This is a genomic window from Advenella mandrilli, assembly GCF_016595155.1.
GTDB classification, from domain to species: Bacteria; Pseudomonadota; Gammaproteobacteria; order Burkholderiales; family Burkholderiaceae_B; genus Advenella; species Advenella mandrilli.
On sequence record NZ_JAENGP010000003.1, the window covers coordinates 77,103 to 96,103 of the forward strand.

The window sequence follows — 19,001 nt, forward strand, 5'->3', positions numbered from 1 at the left end:
CAACGCTTGCCTAATGGCACGTACTTTGGCAAGATATCATCACTATGGAAAAACAGCATATCAAAATTCTCGTTGTTGATGATGATCCGGCGCTTAGGCAGTTACTGGCCGAGTACCTTAACCGGCACGGTTACGATACCCTGCTGGCCCCGGACGCCACCGACCTGCCCCAGCGAATTACCAAATTCTCGCCCGACCTGATCGTACTTGACCGTATGCTACCCGGCGGAGACGGCCTGGAGGCCTGCCGCAAACTACGCAGCCAGAATGAAGACATTCCCATTATTTTGCTTACCGCCCGCGATGAAACCGCTGACCGTATTATTGGCCTTGAGTCAGGGGCAGACGACTATCTGGGCAAACCCTTTGACCCACGGGAATTGCTGGCCCGCATAGAAACCGTCCTGCGCCGCAAAAAAGGTCCTTCGGCCCTCATCAAGGAAACCCCCATCAGCTTTGGCCCATTTACCTTTGACCCGGCCCGTCGCCAATTATTCAAAGATGACATCACCGTAAAACTTACCGGTGGTGAAATCAACCTGCTCGAGGCCCTGGTTAAAAACCCGGGCAAACCCCTGTCCCGCGAACGCCTGCTGGCCTTGGCCCGCGATGACGACGAAGGCGAACGCAATGACCGCGCTATCGACATTGCGATTTTGCGTTTACGCCGTGCCATCGAAGACGATCCCAAAGACCCGCGCTGGATACAAACCGTATGGGGAGTCGGTTACCGGTTTTCCCCTGATGCATGAAAAAAATAAAACTGTGGCCCCGCTCCCTGCGCCTGCAAATGATTCTCATGATGCTGGGCACCATCATACTGGTCCAGGTTGGCAGCCTTTCGGTGGGCAATTACCTTAGGGAACGCTATGTAGAAGATGTAGTGGTTAATTACCTAACCACCACCATTCGCACCTTAAGGGCTGCAGTCGCCCAGATACCGGCCGAAAACAGGGCCCGCTTCATTGAGGAAGCCTCACAAAACAAATGGCGTCTGTGGTCACGCCAGCTTCCCAAAGATACCCGTTTTTCACAACCCTTGCGCCGAAATGCCCAAAACCATCAGCACAGGGAAAGACTGACCGAATACCCGTCGGGTGACCTGCGCAACAACCTGCGCGACCTGATCAACCACCTGAACCATGAACTGAATGACGGTACCCGGGTGGGGCTGTCACGTGGTGAAGAACCCCGCATGTATATTTCACTGCTGCCCGAGCTGAACGAATTTGACAATACCGTGATGCGCGAATGGCTGGTGATTCCGCTAGACCGTATAGAGCCCCCCAATATGCAGGCCATCATGGTGGCATGGTTAAGCATTAACCTGTTGCTTATTGCCATGGCGGCCGGCTTTGCCTGGCATATCACCCGCCCGCTTACCCGCTTAAGCAGGGCCGCAGACCAGCTGGCCCAGGGGCACCCCGAAAGGGTAACACCGGCAGGCCCTACCGAAACCCGCCTGCTGGGCGAACGTTTCAACGCCATGCTGGATGCCCTTGATGAATCCAAACAGGTTCAGCAAACCTTGCTGGCCGGCCTGCCTCACGACCTGAAAAGCCCCCTGGCCCGTATGTGGCTAAGGCTGGAAATGACCGACGACCAGTCCCTGAAAGAAGGCATGCGCAACGACGTACAGGACATGCAGCGCATGATAGACCAGTTTATTGGCTATGTCCGCGGCTCAGACCCCGGCACCTACACCTTCAGCAAACTAGCGCTTAACACCTGGATTGACGAACGCGTTTCATCGTGGGAAGGTGCCGGCAGCCCGGTTTTTCTGAAACTCATGCCGCCCCACAAAGTGTTTGTTAATGCCGATGGCCTGGCACTGGGACGTCTTTTAGACAACCTTATTAGCAATGCCTTAAAACATGGTCAACCCCCGGTTGACGTACAAGTACGCACCCACCAACAACAAGTGGTAATTTCTGTGTGCGACCAGGGTGAAGGGATTCCGCTTGAACGCCGCACCGAAGCCCTGCGGGCATTCTCACGGCTGGATTCGGCCCGCACCAAAACCGGTAGCGTGGGCTTGGGCCTGGCGCTGGCAGACGCCATTGCAAAGGCCCATCATGGTTCGCTGGAACTGGGCAGCGGTGAATCGGGTGGATTGCGTGTTGACATCACCCTGCCCCTGGCAGACAACTAACGCAGCTTATCGAACATATCCCCGTACACCCAGCCAAAATACACCAGCATGACCGGCAGAACAAAAGCCATCCCCCACACCAGCAAACGCAGGGTGGCGACAGAATCGATACTGTCCCACAGGCTTAATTCATCATAAACCAGAAATGGGAAATAACTGTAAGCAAAGCCGGCCACCGCCAGCACAATCACCAGCAGCAGCAATATAAAGGGCAAACGTCCCAACCAGTCATTTTTATGGGCATGACGTAGCAGAATTTCAATCAGCACAAACAGGCTTAATATTAACAACCAGCCTGGCAACACCATGCCCAGTGTGTCAAACAACGCCCATTTATAAAAAATACCGGTATTGCTAAATCCAAGGGCCGCCATTACCGCAAACAGGCCCGCTGCACCCAGCCTGACTGTGCGACGCGCCCATTTGATCGCCATGGTCTGCAAGGAACCCTGCGAAGCACTAAGCCGCATTACCAGCCATAATGCCCCCAACAGGGCATACAGGGCAACCACACACAGGGCAATGAACAAGGCAAAAAAATCATAACCGGGCTCTTCCTGGAAATTAACCGCGAATTTACCCAATACCCAGCCCTGCCCCAGCACCATGCACAAAGCCCCCACAAAAAACATCGTGGTCCAGACATGACGCCACCCACCGCTTGAGCGCAGGCGAAATTCATACGCAATATTACGCAGCATAACCCCCAGGGCAATCATAATCATGGGCCAATACAGGACAGTAAAAATAAAAGCCCAGGCTTTGGGGAAGATGGCCATGAAAAACACAATCCCCAACAACAGCCAAAACTCATTGATATTGCGCCATGGCCCCAGCAAGCCCATCATGCGATTGCGGTGCTCGCCAGCAAATGGCAGCAACAGGGCAACACCCAGATCAAAGCCATCCAGAATAGCACCCATGAGCACTAACAGGGAAAATGCCGCCATACAGGCCAGCGGCATCCAGAACACCGGATCATAAATACTTAAGCCCAACAAATTTGCCAGTTCAGTCATGCCGCTGCCCCCATGGTTTTACGCACCGGCACCACCCCATAGCGGGCAGCCTGGTAAAACATTTGCCTGAAACTGACGGCAATAAGCAGATAAACCACCAGATAGGCCAGCGAAGACAGCACCAGAGTCTGGGTACTTAAATACCGAAAAACTTCCTGCAGGGCAATTTCCTTGTAGACAATAAAAGGTAAATTCCGGAAATAAGACAGCGCGCCCGTTAACAAGACCAGCAAGCACCCGGAAAAAGTCATGAGAGAGCACCACTTTTGTAAAAACACCGGCATTTTGCCAATATCCCGTTTTTTACCTAACAGGTAATAGCATAACAGTGTCAACACCAGCAGCATGATCCCCAGCAACAGAATGCCCCCCCACCACACCTTGCGCCAGCCATTGGCGGCAAAAGGCACAAACAAAGTATCCTGGGCAAAAAGAACCTGCAAGACAAAGCCAGCCATGCCATACAAAGCCATGACCAGGCCAATACGGAAAGTCAGGTTTTCTGCCTGGTTCAAGGGCCGCCTTAAAACCTGCCAGGCACTAACACCCATCATCATGAAACCCAGACACAGGCTGGATCCGGCAAACACCAGTATCAAGCGCCAGGCAATTTCATGATGAAACACAATGGCCAGCCAGTCATGCACAACAATATTGCTTTCTGTCTTAATAGTTCCCTGCGGGGCATTCATCCAGGACTGCAAGGCCAGCATCAGGTAAACAATGCCTGTCACCCCCAGTGCCGACATCAACACCGATGCCGTATGCCATTTTTCTTTCATTTTGCCTTGACGGTAAAGCATGCCGTTAAAGAAAATCAATTTACAGACAAAAGCCAGCAAGACGGCCAAACAGGCCAATGGCCCGGCCACACCGGCTATTTTCATTAGCAGTGCCGGCCATAACGTGCCTGCCTGTATCATCAGGGGGATGGTAACCGCCACACTAACCACCATGGCCAGGGCAAATACCCGTACCCAATAACGGTAAACACCAATCCAGGCGTCTTGCCCTGTCTTGTGCCAGGCCAGCTTCAGAAAAAGCAGCAGCCAGGCCGACGAAAACAACACGGCGACAAACACCGACAAAAAGCCTAATGAACCAAAGAACTGCCATTCGGCAAGCAAAAGCGGGGAAATTTCAAACATAAGCAACGATTCACGAACTATTTTGTATAACTATGATTATTCACCGTGAGTCTAACCCCTGAACGTGGCAGAATGTATGCTATTTCATGATTTATTGATAAATTTCTGTATGACTGATTTCTCAACTGATGTACCCGTTTCCAATTTTTTGCGAACCATTATTGAAAATGACCTGAGTGCAGGACGCTACCAATCCAAAAAATGGGCTGGCGTACCTGGCCCTGCATCGGTACAAGCCAATGCGCCCAAAGACAGCGCCAGAATCCGCACCCGCTTTCCGCCCGAACCCAACGGCTATCTACACATCGGGCATGCCAAAAGCATCTGCCTGAACTTCGGGCTGGCCCGGGATTACGGCGGCATCTGTCACCTGCGCTTTGATGACACTAACCCCGAAAAAGAAGAACAGGAATATGTTGATGCCATCAAAGACACGGTTCAATGGCTGGGTTTTTCCTGGACCAGCAGCGACCAGGAAAACCTGTATTTCGCCAGTGATTACTTTGAATACATGTACGATTTTGCCCAGGCACTTATTATGGGCGGGTATGCCTACATAGACATGCAAAGCCCCGATGAAATGCGGGCTAATCGCGGCACGCTTACCTCGCCGGGTACCAACTCGCCATGGCGCGACCGCCCCACCGAAGAATCCCTGCAGCTGTTTATTGAAATGCGTGAAGGCAAGCACCCCAATGGCAGCATGGCGCTTCGGGCAAAAATAGACATGGCGTCACCCAATATCAACATGCGCGACCCGGTTATTTACCGTATTCGCCATGCCGAACACCACCGCACCGGCAACCAGTGGCCCATTTACCCCATGTATACCTTTGCCCACCCCATTGAAGACGCACTGGAAACCATTACCCACAGCATTTGCACGCTAGAGTTTGAAGACCAGCGCCCCTTCTACGAATGGGTTCTTGAAAAACTGGTTGCCCTGGGCAAATTAAATGAACCCCTGCCAAGGCAATATGAATTTGCCCGCCTTAACCTTAACCACGTGGTCACCAGCAAACGCAAGCTGCTGCAACTGGTTAAAGAAAACCACGTCAATGGCTGGGATGACCCGCGCCTGCCTACGCTGGCCGGCCTGCGCCGCCGTGGCTACACGCCCGAATCCCTGCGTTTGTTCTGTGAGCGCATTGGCGTTTCAAAATCAGACTCGCGCATTGATTACAGCGTGCTTGAGCAAGCCCTGCGCGACAACCTGGACCCCATCGCCGACCGTGCCGTGGCCGTACTCGACCCGCTTAAACTGGTTATTACCAATTACCCCGAAGGCCAGGAAGAAGACTGTAGCGCGCCCAAAAACCCGCGCAACCCCGACCAGGGCCGCCGTTCTTTCCCGTTCACCCGTGAACTCTGGATAGAACGCGATGACTTCAAAGAAGAACCACCCAAAAAATATTTCCGTCTGTTCCCCGGCAACCAGGTACGCCTGAAATACGGTTACGTTGTGCGCTGCACCGGCTGCGTCAAAGACGAACAAGGCAACATCACCCAGGTTCATGCCGAATACCTGCCCGACACCAAAAGCGGTACACCGGGCGCAGACAGCGTCAAGGTCAAGGGCAATATTACCTGGGTCAGCGCCAAACATGCCCAACCGGCCACGTTCCGCATTTATGACCGCCTGTTTACCAATGCACACCCCGATGGGCAAGACAAAGATTTCCTGGCGCACATTAACCCCAACTCCATGCAAACCGTTCAGGGCTGGCTAGAACCAGGCACCCAGACCACACCAGGCGCCCGCTGGCAGTTTGAACGCCTGGGCTACTTTACCGTAGACCCGGACTCTGGTGAAACCCCCGTTATCAACCGCAGCGTAACCCTGCGGGACGCATGGATTTAAATGGATTTAACTTTTTTTCCGAAACAGGCATTACTGTGACAAGCAAAGCCAATACCACCCAAGCACTCATCTTCAAAAGTGCCTCCCTGTTTGCATTACGCATTGTGCTTAATAGCAGCAATCTTGCCGCCCTTAAAGAAGCCATTACCCGGAAAATGTCAGAAGCCGGCAGCCTGTTCAAGGACGAGGCGGTTGTGCTTGACGCCACCCGAATTAACGAAGCGCCCGACTGGCCTGCCCTGCTGGCTCATTTGCAGGCCAACCATCTGCCCGTGATTGGCGTGATGGCCGAAGGCGCGGTTCTGGACAGTGCGCGCAAAGCCGGACTGGTGCCGGTTACCCTTTCTACGCCTTCCAATGCCAATCGCAGGGACGATGAGCCACCTGCCGCACCCATACCGCAGGCAGCCCCCGCAAAACCAGAGCCCGAACCAGCCCCAGAGGCACCACCGGCTGAACCTACCCTGGTTATCAAGCGCCAGCTGCGTTCAGGCCAACGCGTTTATGCCCGTAACAGTGACCTGATCATTATTGGGGCCGTCGGCCGTGGCGCCGAGATTATTGCCGATGGCAATATCCATGTGTACGGCCCCTTGCGTGGCAAGGCCATTGCGGGAGCCAAGGGTAATACCCAGGCCCGGATTTTCACCTCTCAGTTAGACGCCGAGCTGCTGGCCATTGCCGGCATTTACCGTCTTATTGATGCCGACTTCAACCAAAGCCTGATCAAGCAGCCGGTTATTGTAGAACTGGAAAATGAATCACTTAGCTTCATTAGCAACGATGAACATAAGTAACAGCGGGAAATTTTAAATTTTTTACAGTTGAACAAGGTCATTATGCGGTAAGATAATGACCACTTAAAGATTACAGGAATATCTTTTCATGGCACGTATTATTGTCGTTACATCAGGTAAAGGCGGTGTGGGCAAAACCACCACCAGCGCCAGTTTTTCAGCAGGCTTGGCCATGCGTGGCCACAAAACCGTCGTTATCGATTTTGACGTTGGCCTGCGCAACCTTGACCTCATCATGGGTTGCGAACGCCGTGTTGTTTACGACTTCGTCAATGTCATTCAAGAAGAAGCCACACTAAACCAGGCCCTTATCAAAGACAAACAGCTTGAAAACCTGTTTATTTTGCCCGCCTCACAAACCCGCGACAAAGACGCGCTTACCAAAGAAGGCGTGGGCAAAGTCCTTGAAGACCTGAAAAAAATGGGCTTTGAATACATTGTGTGCGATTCACCGGCCGGTATTGAAACTGGTGCCTTAATGTCGGCCTATTTTGCCGATGACGCGCTGGTGGTTACCAACCCTGAAGTCTCATCGGTACGTGACTCTGACCGCATTCTAGGCATTTTGTCGGCCAAGTCCAAACGGGCCGAAGATTCACAAGAGCCCGTCAAGGAGTTCCTGGTACTTACCCGCTACAATCCCAAACGTGTTGAAGAAGGCGAGATGCTTTCACTGCAAGACATTGAAGACATTTTGCGTATCAAGCTGATTGGTGTGGTGCCAGAGTCCGAAGCGGTGCTTCAGGCATCCAATGCAGGTATGCCAGCCATTCACCTGAAAGACACCGACGTGGCTGAAGCCTACCAGGATATCGTCGCCCGTTACCTGGGCGAAGAAAAACCCCTGCGCTTTACCGAATACGAAAAACCGGGCTTGCTGAAACGGCTCTTCGGAGGGAAATAATATGTCATTCCTAAAGTTTTTTCTTGGAGAAAAAAAGTCCTCGGCCAGCGTTGCCAAAGACCGCCTGCAAATCATTCTTGCACGTGAACGAAGCCCGGGCAGCACCGAGCCCGACTTCCTGCCCGCTTTGCAAAAGGAACTGATTGAAGTCATCTCCAAGTACATCAACATCAACGCAGACGACATCAAGGTCCAGCTTGACCGCAAAGACACCCTGGAAGTACTTGAAGTAAAAATTGAAATGCCCCAGGAAGACAAAAACAAAAAAGCAAAGTAACCGCTACAGCGGCTCCCACGCGGGCGCATGGGAGCCAGAAAAAAACCGCTGCAAACATCATGCTTGCAGCGGTTTACGGTTATGCCGGACTTAACCGGCCGGCATTATGCCTGTTGGACTCGTTCCCACGCGCCTGCGTGGTAACGCTTGCCCAACCGTTGTTTTTACTGAATATTAATTTCCACGCGACGGTTGGGTGCCAGACATTGAATCAACTGGGCACCACTACCCTCACACTGCACCACTGGCTGAGACTTGCCAGCACCACGTGCCTGTAACAAATTGGCAGGTACACCCTGGGCTGCCAGATAATTGGCAATAGTCACCGCCCTGTCTTGCGACAGCTTCTGGTTATAGGCCTCTGAGCCCAAACGATCAGTGTGCCCTACTACCGTTACCGCTGTCAGGTTCTGACGGCTTTTAAGATGGCTGGCCAAATTGGCTAACTCAGTACGACCTGCAGTAACATTACTTAAGTCTGAACGATCAAAAGCAAACAGCGCATCGGCACTTAGGGTATAACTTTCGTTCTGTTGGCCATCAGGGCAAACCGACCCTTCGGTAACCGGTTTCCAGTAAAAATTGCGGGCAATCAGATTGTTATCAAACAGCACTTTATACTGGCAGGTGCTAATGTTATTAACGCCCTGTCCGGGGGTATTGAAGTGAAACAGGTAATCCCACTCTTTAACCCGGAAACCTTCCGCAAAATGAGGGCGACCCAGCAAATAATATAGCTGGTCACGGGTCACCCCGTCGCGAACCTGGGCAAGTGCCCCCAGTACCGGGAAAGTACCCTGGTCATTATCAAACTTGACAGCATCCACATTCGGCCATACCAGCTCACTGGCTGTGCCCTCTTTGCTGACATTGCTCATGGTGCCGCATGCGGTTAATGCCAAGGCGGCTGCTACCGCAACGATACTTGCTTTGTATTGAAAAAGTTTCATTAACATTTCCTTAATAGTTAAACGTTTTAGTGCCCGGACCACACATAAAGGTGTGTGGCCCAAGCCATGGTTAATGGCTAATGTAAAATTACCACTGGTAACCTACACCGGCACCGTAAGTTGTGTCACCACGACTATTACCAGAAACCGAACCTTTCAATACCCATTTACCGTTATCAGAGATGGTTGACAAACCAGCCGCAAAACCCTGCTCACCACGGTGCCCCGCTGTTGAAACCGCAAACATGCTCTTGCCTGGCAAATAAGCCTGTGGCAAGTTGGCCATGGCCGCTGCCGAAGCAGTACCCGCCCTGGCATCCCTGTCAACACGACGCAAATCACCACGTACAGAGTTGATCTGGTTATTGATGTTGGTAACAGCACCTTGTAGCTGGCCCACGTTAACCGCATCAGTTTCATTAACACCTGCTGCCACGTTGGTGATGGTTTTACTGCCTGCATTAATGCCATCGACAGAAACGCTTGGGCCAACCTGGTCACCCTCGTTATTCACGAATGACAAGCCATTGTTGTTAACAATCGTATTGCCCGCCTTGAAGGTCGAGGCATTCACAGTTGTGGCGTTAACAGTGGTGGCATTAACTTCTGTCACGGTAATCGTGTCATTCAGTGCAAAGTTCACTTCAGCACTGCCAACCACTTGCGTAATCACGATATTGCCATCGTTATTCAGCAAGCTGACTTTATCACCGGCCTGAACCTGTGAATTATTGCCTCCGGCATTCAAGGTCCAACCCTGGTTCAAGACCTCAATGGCATCACCAACATTGTTGACCACTTCGTCTTTGTTACCAACCGTGTAACTTGGTGCACTAACCGTACCATCATCCTTCACTGTGGAACCACCACCCAGGGCATCAGCCACAGACTGGCTAATATCCTTGATCTGGCCACCGTTAACGGCATCTTTGCTGCCTGCGGCGATGGTGCCCTCAGCAACGTTGGTGATTTTATTACCACCGACATCTACTTTATCGGCTGTAAAGGCCAAATCACCGGTAGGTCCACCTTTTACGGTCAGACCGGTATCTCCCAGATGTACCTTGTCGCCCACCTTAACACCACTATCGTCCATGACTGTCTGGCCTGCGGTCACCGAATCAACAACCAGATTAGGATCAACGGAGATTTCAATATTAACATTGCCGTCTTCTTTCGGTTTCTGAACAATGTCGATATTGTCACCCGCCACCAGGGTTAACTGGTCACCGGGCAGAATATCAGCGGGTCCACCTGTGCCGGTTCCGGGGGTACCACCTGTACCTGTACCTGTACCTGGATTCGAACCACCTGGATCATTAACCGTAACCGTCCAACCTTCAGCAAGCTTGTCAATGGCCTCCTGCACGGTTGAATAATCTTTACCATTAATGCTGTAAGTAGGGCTTGTGAAAGTGCCTTTTTCAAAGTCAAAGCTTACATCACCACCAAAAATGTTCTGGACCGAATCCGCCAGGAACGACAGCTGGCTGCCATTGACGGCATCGGTGCTGGTTGCGCTAATTTCACCTTTTGCCAGACTGGTGATTTTATTACCACCCATGTCAATGCCATCCGGTTTAATGAACACCGTATTGGGCAATTGAGCACCACTTCCATCAACAAAGCTCAAGCCGTTGCTGTTAAGGAAAGTACCGCCCGCATTAACGCTGTCAACCTTGATATTTTTAGCCAGATCAAAGGTGAGATTCGTCTTGTCTTGCGCAATCACGATATTGTCATCGGTATTGTCAAAATCAACACTGCCCCCTGGCGCCACGTTTTCAGAAACATCCGCCTCATTCGTGGTGACGTTCCAGCCTTTATTGGCAGTTTCGTTCACGATAGACAGCTGCTCTTCTGTCGCCGCACGACCAGAACCATTGGCAAACTCAGGGTAATCGATGGTCTTGTTAGTCAAGCCAGCAATTGTGCCTGTGTTGGCATCTATTGCAATGGTATTGGCCGGACCACCGGTTGGGTTGGCAAACAATTCAATCTTGCCGGCTTCCACTGTAGTGGTTGCCGTTGGATTAGCTGTTACATCATGCACCACCAGACCTTTGTCGTTAACAGTGGTATCACCTACTGTCAAGCTGCCGTCTTCAGTCAGGTCAATGTCTTTGGCCAGCTGGATGCTAAGGGCGCCATCGTCTTTCTGAACCACACCGATATTGCCTTCACCTGTCAGGTCAGTCGGCTCTGTTACACCACCGGTTAAACCTAAAGTCTGGTTCAGCTTGCGTGTCACGGTGTTGCCATCGTCACCCACAAACTTCAGGCCGTCATTCAGATTGGCCACTTCCTGCGGATCACCTTTTTCATCGGTGTACACAATACGGGTGGTGGTTTCACCATCAAGACCATTAACACCGGGCGCTCCATCTTTCACGCTGATGTTGGTGCTGGCACCATCGCTGCCATCGGCACCTTTTGGACCGGTCAAGCCGATAGAACCATCGGCACCGTTCAGTACCACTGATGCACCGTCCTTGCCATTCACGCCAATGGTGCCATTAACACCGTCAACGCCATCCTTGCCTACCTGGATGTCTTCCAGGTCAGTCAGTTTGGTGGCCAGCTTGATGCGCAAGTCACCGCTTTCACTGTCTACCCGGATATTGCTATCGGAAGCACCTGCTGCCGCATCCAGACCACCCACAATATTCAGGGTTTCTCCCAGATCTTTATGGATGTCTGCACCGGTGTTTCCGGCAAAGTTCAGGCCTGCGGCTGTCAGATCATTGGTGGCCGTTTGCAAGTCACCAATATTGGCAGCATTGGTCAGGGTATCACCGGTAGCATCAGCCAGGTTAATACCACCCAGACCGCTGGCGACACCGGTAACCTGTTTATTGCCACCATCAATACCGCCAACCGTTACGCTTGGACCATCCGTAATGGTGAGGCCAGAGCTGTTAATCACGGTTGTGTTGGTACCATCCGTGAAGGTTGCACTGTTCAGGCCAAGTAGGTCTTTAGCCAACTGGATGCTCAGGCTGCCGTCATCTTTCTGAACCACGCCAATATTGTCTGCGGACAGATTGCTAATATCGGCACCACCGGTCAGACCCAGGGTTTCGTTCAGCTTGCGTGTCACGGTGTTGCCATCGTCACCCACAAACTTCAGGCCGTCATTCAGGTTGGCCACTTCTTGCGGATCACCTTTTTCATCGGTGTACACAATACGTGTAGTGGTTTCACCGGGGGCACCATTAACACCTGGCGCACCGTCTTTCACGCTGATGTTGGTGCTGACACCATCGCTACCATCTGTGCCTCTTGGACCGGTCAGGCCAATAGAACCATCTTCACCGTTCAGTACCACTGAGGAACCGTTCTTGCCATTCACACCAATCGTGCCGTCAACACCATCAACGCCATCCTTTCCTACCTGGATATCTTCCAGATCAGTCAGTTTGGTGGCCAGCTTGATGCGCAGTTCACCATCTTCACTGTCTACACGGATATTGGCATCGGAAGCACTGGCATCATTGGCCAGACCACCCACAATACTCAGGGTATCACCCAGATCTTTATGGATGTCAGCACCCTGGTTACCAGCAAAATTCAAACCTTCTTTAGTAAGATCACTACCCATCAACTTGAGCTGTTCTTCTGTCGCTGCACGACCTGCTGTTGCAAAATCAGCAGCTTCCAGATTACGGTTGCTCAAGCCTTCGATAGTACCTTTACCGGCATCAATCACAATAGTGTTGGCTGAACCAGTCAGCGGGTTGGCAAACAGTTCAATCCTGCCAGCCTCAACCTTGGTGCTTGGATCATTTGCGCTGGCACCGGTTATGGCAAGACCTGTTGTATCAACAACCGTATCACCCACTGTCAGACTTCCGTCTTCAGTCAGATCAATGTCTTTAGCCAACTGAACGCTAAGGGCGCCAGTACCGTCTGCCACCACACCAATATTGCCTTTACCGGCGAGATCAGCCGCAGCTGCACCGCCCGTCAGACCCAAGGTGTCATTAAGTTTGCGGGAAACAACGGTTCCATCGTCACCTACAAAGTTCAGGCCGTCATCCAGTGTTGCCACTTCGTAATCCTTACCATCAGGATCGGTGTACTGGATACGGGTAATACCATCCTTTCCATCCACTCCTGAAGCGCCCTGAGTCATTGTGATACTGCCGTTTTTACCGTCAACACCATCAATACCATGGAAGACAATCGCATCAGGATTAATGCTGACGCCATCTTTACCGTCGGCACCCTTGACGCCAATTGATCCGTCTTTACCATCACCACCGACTGACAAGTTGTCTGCCAGATCAAAGGTCAGGTTGGTGCCAGTTTGGCCAATTACGATGTTGCCATCGGTATTATCAAAGTCAACCGTTGCACCCGGTGCCACGTTTTCTGAGGTCTTCGTATCAGCGTTGGTGGTAACGTTCCAGCCTTTATTGGCAATCGTTTTAACATCCTCAAGCTGATTTACATTAACCGCATCAGTACCATCTGTGCCGGGTGCCAGGTTGGTAATTTTTTTGCCACCCATATTGATACCGCCAGCATTAATGACAGGACCATTATTGATCGTAATGCTCTCCAGGTCGGTCAGATTGCGGGCCATGACCAGGTTCAACTTACTACCATCGCTATCCACACGCAGGTTGGCGCCTGTTGAGGCAGCGCCATCTGCCAAGCCACCCACAATACTCAGGGTATCACCCAGATCTTTGTGGATTGCACCACCGGTGTTACCCACAAAATTCAGACCAGCGGTCTTCAGATTATTGGCGGCAGACTGCAAATCACCAATATTGGCGGCATTAGTCAAGGTAGCGCCAGTAGCATCAACCAGCTTTGTACCGCCCAAACCACTGGCCACACCGGTAATCTGCTTATTGCCACCATCAATACCGTCAACCGTTACGCTTGGACCACCAGTAACCGTTAAACCTTCACCATTAATTACCGTTGTGTTGGTACCATCACTAAAAGTGGCACTGTTCAGGCCAGTCAGGTCTTTGGCGAGCTGAAGCAACAAACCTCCTGTAGCGCCTGCAACCACACCAATGTTGGCGTCATCAGACAGTTTGTCTGCATCCGTTACACCACCAGTCAAACTGACCGTTTCATTCAGTTTATGAGAGATACTTCCAATATCACCGGCAAACTTCAGGCCATCATCCAGTGTTGCCACTTCGTGATCGTTACCATCAGGATCGGTGTACTGGATACGGGTAATGCCGTCAACGCCATCAACGCCCGGCTCTCCCTTACCCATTGTCAGGCTGCCGTCTTTTCCGTCAACACCATCAATGCCATGGAACACAATGGCATCAGGATTAATGCTGACGCCATCTTTACCGTCGGCCCCCTTGACACCCACTTTACCATCCACACCATCACCACCGACTGACAAGTTGTCTGCCAGATCAAAGGTCAGCTTGGTACCAGTTTGACCAATCACGATATTGCCATCGGTATTATCAAAGTCAACCGTTGCACCCGGTGCCACGTTTTCAGAAGTCGCGTCATCTGCATTGGTGGTGACATTCCAGCCCTGGTTGGCGTTTTGCGCCACATCGGAAACCATTTTCAGCTGCTCTTCTGTTGCTGCACGGCCAGCATTGTAAGTGCCTGCCGGATTCCAGGTGGTATTGGTCAAGCCTGTAATCTCTGCCTTGGTCGGTGACGTATCCAGCACAATACTCTTGTTATTACCTGTTCCACCCGCTGAAGTGACCACAATCTTGCCCGCTTCTACTGTCGTAGTTGGGGCGAACCCACCACTACCTACGGTTACACCCGTATTGTTAACTTTAGTGTTACCGGTTGTCAGGCTACCGTCTGCACCAAGATCGACATTTTTCGCCAGGTTGATTGCAATCACACCTGCATCTTTTTCGCCAGTCTGAGCTACGCTAATATTGTTGTCGCCTTTGAAGTCAACTGCACCACCAGGCCCAATGTTAACTTTGTCCGCGCCAGAACCGGAAACATCCCAACCTTGGCCTACATATTGAAGTGCATCATTGACATTGCTGTAATCATTACCATTCACTGACAAACCAGCTGTAACAGTATGTGTTTCAGGATCATATTTAGAGGTTCCGCCCAGCGCACCAGCAACCGAACCACCAAAAGTATCCAGATCATTACCCAAAGCGGTTACCGCTTTATTCGTAGCATGCAACTGGCTGCCGTTAATAGCGTCAGTACTAGTTTCAGTTAACTGACCTGCCGCTACGTTGCTGATGGTTCGCTCGTTACCCACAGACCCTACACTGACTGTAGATATCACGCCTGTTTGCGCACCGGCAAAGTCATACTTAACACCATCTACGGTGGCATCGGGCGTACGTGTCACGTTAACAGTACCGGTAACAGAGCCACTACCCAAGGCAACAGAACCTTCATGATAGGCTATTGCGTTCGTACCTAAAGCCATGGAGTCAGCTTTCTGCGCATTGGCACCGGTACCCATAGCAGTAGAATTAAGTCCCTCTGCTACTGCACCGTCGCCTAGAGCCAAAGCACTGCCGGCGGTAGCTTGTGCTCCGTTACCAAAGGCTGAAGCGTTAACACCGGTTGCGTCTGTGTTCGCACCAACAGCGGTTGCATTTTGAGCGGAAACAAGGGCATTAGTACCTGCAGCAAAACCATTTTCAGCAGCTGCTGTCGCTTCTGCGTTATCACCAATGGCAGCAGATGACTTGGCACGCGCTTCTGCTTCAACACCCAATGCCAAGGCATGCTCTTGATCAGCCAATGATTGATTACCGATTGCGATTCCGGCGGTATTACGCTCAGCGTCTGTATTGAACGGATCACTAAAGCCCGATACCGCTCCTGTACCCATAGCAATACCATCCGTGGCATAACCTACTGCTCCTGTACCCGTGGCAACAGCGTTGTAGCCGCTGGCGCTGGCACCTGTACCACTGGCCTGTGCATTTAAACCACTGGCATTAGCATTGGTACCGCTGGCCTGTGAACTTACGCCGGTGGCTATCGCATTGCTACCAAAGGCCATTGAGTCTTCACCACGAGCTTGTGCTGTCGTCCCGAGTGCCACTGCACGCTCATCAGTAGCCACTGCGTCCATACCAATGGCAGTACCATTATCCGCTGTAGCCTCTGCACTCGTACCGATAACAACGGTGTTGTGACTGGGCTCATCAGAATCTGCCAAGTGAGATCGTGCTCCTGTACCAATGACAATAGCGTTTTCACCATAACTATGTGCATTCTTACCAATGGCAACCCCGCCTTCATTGATAGCCATTGTGCCTGAGTTACCAATTACCGTCGATTTCAGACCGATTGCATCTACATCATTACCAATAGCAATACTCTGTGCTGCAGATGTAATCACACCATGTCCAAATGCGATTGAGGAATCGCCCCCCGCACTCGCATCAGGACCAATAGCCATCGCATTTGTACCCGCCGCACCATTGTTACCTTGATTCGCACCTATGCTAGAGTTAACATGAAAGTACTGGACTTTATTGTCAGTAAGCGCTTGCTTCAGTTGCCCTACATTGACTACATCACTATTATCGGTACCAGCCACAACACCTGTAATTCTTTTGTCAGTATCACTCACAAAAGTTACTGCATCAGATGGAAGAAGATTAATCTCACCGTTAGCCAACAGAGCAAATCCGGCCGCTACTGTACTAAACGTGTGCTCTGTACCACTTTTATCTTTTATTGTAAAATCAGAAAAAGATCCATCGCCCTGAACTGTTACACCACCACCAATTAAAGAAGCGACTTCTGTCTGTGCTTTGTGCAATTGGCCTACTGTTGCTGCATCACTTGTTGCGGCACCATCGGCGACGTTAACAATACGACGTAACGTGGCATCACCACCACCTTCGTTGCGATTTCCAACAGATACCACTGAGCCAGGGGTTGCCTGATTTGTCAGATACGAAGTGCCTGCCCAATCCAACGCGCTAGCAGCTGAATTTAAACCTAAAGCCACGCTTCCACTAACAGCATTTGCATTTGTACCCAAAGCAACCGCATTTTCAGCTGCATCCGCATCATAACCAATAGCAATACCACCTACTAATGCATCGGATTTATGGCCAATAGACACTGCATTCGTTGCAGCGTTTGTATAACTGCCAATGGCAACTGCATGTTGAAGTGTTTCGCCAACCTCATGATTGGCTTCACGACCGATTGATACAACCGAATCACTTCCGACTCCTAAGCCAGTCCCACTATTCTGACCAAGCGCCACGTTGAAATAACCTGATACATTGCTACCAGAACCGGCACCAATGGCGATATTTTGAGAACCACCTACATTTTGCCCTGCCTTGGTACCAATAGCGATAAGGTCGATTCTATCATCAGCATCCCCAATATTCGTTCCAGCACCAGCTCCAGTACCCAGTGCAATACTATTGCTTGAACCAGCGGCCACTACCGCTCCTGAGCCTGCAGCAAAAGAACCCGTTGCGTTAGCTGATCCACCACCGATAGCAATTGCATTCGCAGCAGTGGCCGTAGAGTCTGCGCCCAGTGCAGTCGTCTTAGAAGCGGATGCTACTGTAGCATCACCCAATGCCACCGAGCTGCTACCGCCGGCCTTACTGTCACGGCCAATCGCAATGGCTGCTATACCGCCACTACCTAATGCTGCCCCACCTGCAATAGCACCATCACCCAAAGCAATGGCACTTTCACCTTCTTCAGTTACCACAGCACCTACACCTGCAGCGAAAGCATTCTCTGCTTGCGCTTGGGTCATAAAACCAAGTGCGACACTGTTTAGGCCCGAGGACTCCGCTTGAGGACCAATTGCGACGCTATCAACACCAGTCGCTGAGGCGTCATCCTTATCTGAATTAACCCGAAAATATTTGATACCTGGCGTAGTCTCTGCAACACCCAGATCAGATAGTGTTGTTTTCAGGGTTGTTATATCTGTTTCTGTTTCGCCTACACGAGTTGTTAGACCAGAAATATTTGTATTGGTAGTCCCTAAACCAGTCTCCAAGGTACCAATCTTACCTTCAGCGGTTGTGACCCGCGTTGTTAAACCAGAAATATTTGTATTGGCAGTCCCTAAACCTGTCTCCAAGGCACCAATCTTGCCTTCAGCGGTTGTGACCTGCGTTGTTAAGCCAGAAATATTTGTATTGGCAGTCCCTAAACCTGTCTCCAAGGCACCAATCTTGCCTTCAGATGTTGTGACCCGAGTATCCAAAGCTGCGATATCATTTTTATTTTCAATCACCGCCTCATTAACAGTATTCAACTGTCCGGCTGTTACTGCCCTATTTGAATTTGATAATTCTGTAATATCAAACGTACCCAAACCACTAATAGCTCCAGTACCGCTTGAAAAAACAATGCTGTTTCCACCTACAGCTGGGTCATCCCCTACGGTAACAGTTTGCGCTTGGGCAGAAGCACCCATAGCCACCGCTAAAACAACCCCAGCCAGCAAGGAAGCACCACTCCGTTTCCCTTTTGCCTTAACGTTTTCAGAAACAGCGACATAAGTGCCTGTTTGCTCGTTCCATATGCTTTTATATATACGATTCACAATCGATCCTTTAAATATGTATATCTGCCGGTACGATTGGTAAGCTGAACTCTAAAACAAACCTGTTTCAGTTAGCAACAAACCCAAATGGAACCAGCATCGTGACCATCAGTAACTCCATGCCAAAAACACAATCACGATAAAAAATAGGTTTCCGGCACGACTCAGAATCAACTTTAGTGAATGTAATTAAATTATTCAATTTTCAATTATTAACTTTTTGAAATCATATTTATTTTTGATTTATATCTAATTTATTTTTATTTATAACAATTAAATTTTGATTGATTATAATTTGATTCATATCAATGAAACATTACTTTCAATATGTTACTTAAAAATCATAACAACTATTAAG

10 protein-coding genes are annotated in these 19,001 nt (G+C 50.6%); 6 read left to right on the top strand and 4 right to left on the bottom strand.

All coding sequences use genetic code 11. From position 1 onward, the window contains the following. The first annotated feature begins 44 nt into the window (after positions 1-44). Together JHL22_RS03505 and JHL22_RS03510 are read left to right on the top strand one after the other, a co-directional pair. Positions 45-752: a response regulator gene (locus JHL22_RS03505; RefSeq protein WP_200233866.1), complete on the top strand. Its 708-nt coding sequence runs from the start codon at positions 45-47 to the stop codon at positions 750-752. After that, positions 749-2,152, top strand: coding sequence for an ATP-binding protein (locus JHL22_RS03510; RefSeq protein ID WP_200233867.1), 1,404 nt, complete (start codon positions 749-751; stop codon positions 2,150-2,152). Before JHL22_RS03505 ends, JHL22_RS03510 begins: the two co-directional genes overlap by 4 nt. On the opposite strand, the gene JHL22_RS03515 is transcribed toward JHL22_RS03510, so the two are convergent. After that, complete coding sequence (locus JHL22_RS03515; RefSeq protein WP_200233869.1) at positions 2,149-3,171, bottom strand: cytochrome d ubiquinol oxidase subunit II; 1,023 nt, start codon at positions 3,169-3,171, stop codon at positions 2,149-2,151. The two genes, JHL22_RS03510 and JHL22_RS03515, sit on opposite strands and share 4 nt — an antisense overlap. Continuing rightward, complete coding sequence (locus JHL22_RS03520) at positions 3,168-4,319, bottom strand: cytochrome ubiquinol oxidase subunit I (RefSeq protein WP_200233870.1); 1,152 nt, start codon at positions 4,317-4,319, stop codon at positions 3,168-3,170. Before JHL22_RS03520 ends, JHL22_RS03515 begins: the two co-directional genes overlap by 4 nt. Positions 4,320-4,428: 109 nt before the next feature. Here JHL22_RS03520 and JHL22_RS03525 point away from each other — a divergent pair, with 109 nt between their 5' ends. The 4 genes from JHL22_RS03525 to minE all read left to right on the top strand — a co-directional run bounded on the left by JHL22_RS03525 (position 4,429) and on the right by minE (position 8,158). After that, a complete protein-coding gene (locus JHL22_RS03525) occupies positions 4,429-6,180 on the top strand; it encodes a glutamine--tRNA ligase/YqeY domain fusion protein (protein ID WP_200233872.1) in 1,752 nt (583 codons plus the stop codon). After that, positions 6,171-6,977 (top strand): septum site-determining protein MinC, encoded by an 807-nt coding sequence (gene minC / locus JHL22_RS03530; RefSeq protein WP_200233873.1) that lies wholly within the window; start codon positions 6,171-6,173, stop codon positions 6,975-6,977. The genes JHL22_RS03525 and minC overlap by 10 nt, the downstream gene beginning before the upstream one ends. A gap of 88 nt (positions 6,978-7,065) precedes the next feature. Next, entirely contained in the window at positions 7,066-7,881 is an 816-nt protein-coding gene (minD, locus tag JHL22_RS03535; RefSeq protein ID WP_200233874.1) for a septum site-determining protein MinD, read from the top strand. A gap of 1 nt (position 7,882) precedes the next feature. Beyond that, positions 7,883-8,158, top strand: coding sequence for a cell division topological specificity factor MinE (gene minE, locus JHL22_RS03540; RefSeq protein ID WP_200233876.1), 276 nt, complete (start codon positions 7,883-7,885; stop codon positions 8,156-8,158). A 164-nt stretch (positions 8,159-8,322) separates the two neighbouring features. Here the strand turns inward: minE and JHL22_RS03545 are convergent, their stop codons facing one another. Both JHL22_RS03545 and JHL22_RS03550 read right to left on the bottom strand, forming a co-directional pair. Beyond that, positions 8,323-9,108 (bottom strand): OmpA family protein, encoded by a 786-nt coding sequence (locus JHL22_RS03545; RefSeq protein ID WP_200233877.1) that lies wholly within the window; start codon positions 9,106-9,108, stop codon positions 8,323-8,325. An 88-nt stretch (positions 9,109-9,196) separates the two neighbouring features. Then, the gene (locus JHL22_RS03550) at positions 9,197-18,643 is read right to left on the bottom strand and encodes a YadA-like family protein (RefSeq protein WP_200233880.1); all 9,447 of its coding nucleotides are present in this window, start codon (positions 18,641-18,643) and stop codon (positions 9,197-9,199) included. Between the last annotated feature and the right edge of the window lie 358 nt (positions 18,644-19,001).

Coding starts and splice junctions, on each gene's coding strand:
- minC (WP_200233873.1), top strand. CDS start 6,171: ATGGATTTAAATGGATTTAACTTTTTTTCCGAAACAGGCATTACTGTG.
- JHL22_RS03520 (WP_200233870.1), bottom strand. CDS start 4,319: ATGTTTGAAATTTCCCCGCTTTTGCTTGCCGAATGGCAGTTCTTTGGT.
- JHL22_RS03510 (WP_200233867.1), top strand. CDS start 749: ATGAAAAAAATAAAACTGTGGCCCCGCTCCCTGCGCCTGCAAATGATT.
- JHL22_RS03525 (WP_200233872.1), top strand. CDS start 4,429: ATGACTGATTTCTCAACTGATGTACCCGTTTCCAATTTTTTGCGAACC.
- minD (WP_200233874.1), top strand. CDS start 7,066: ATGGCACGTATTATTGTCGTTACATCAGGTAAAGGCGGTGTGGGCAAA.
- JHL22_RS03545 (WP_200233877.1), bottom strand. CDS start 9,108: ATGAAACTTTTTCAATACAAAGCAAGTATCGTTGCGGTAGCAGCCGCC.
- JHL22_RS03515 (WP_200233869.1), bottom strand. CDS start 3,171: ATGACTGAACTGGCAAATTTGTTGGGCTTAAGTATTTATGATCCGGTG.
- JHL22_RS03505 (WP_200233866.1), top strand. CDS start 45: ATGGAAAAACAGCATATCAAAATTCTCGTTGTTGATGATGATCCGGCG.
- minE (WP_200233876.1), top strand. CDS start 7,883: ATGTCATTCCTAAAGTTTTTTCTTGGAGAAAAAAAGTCCTCGGCCAGC.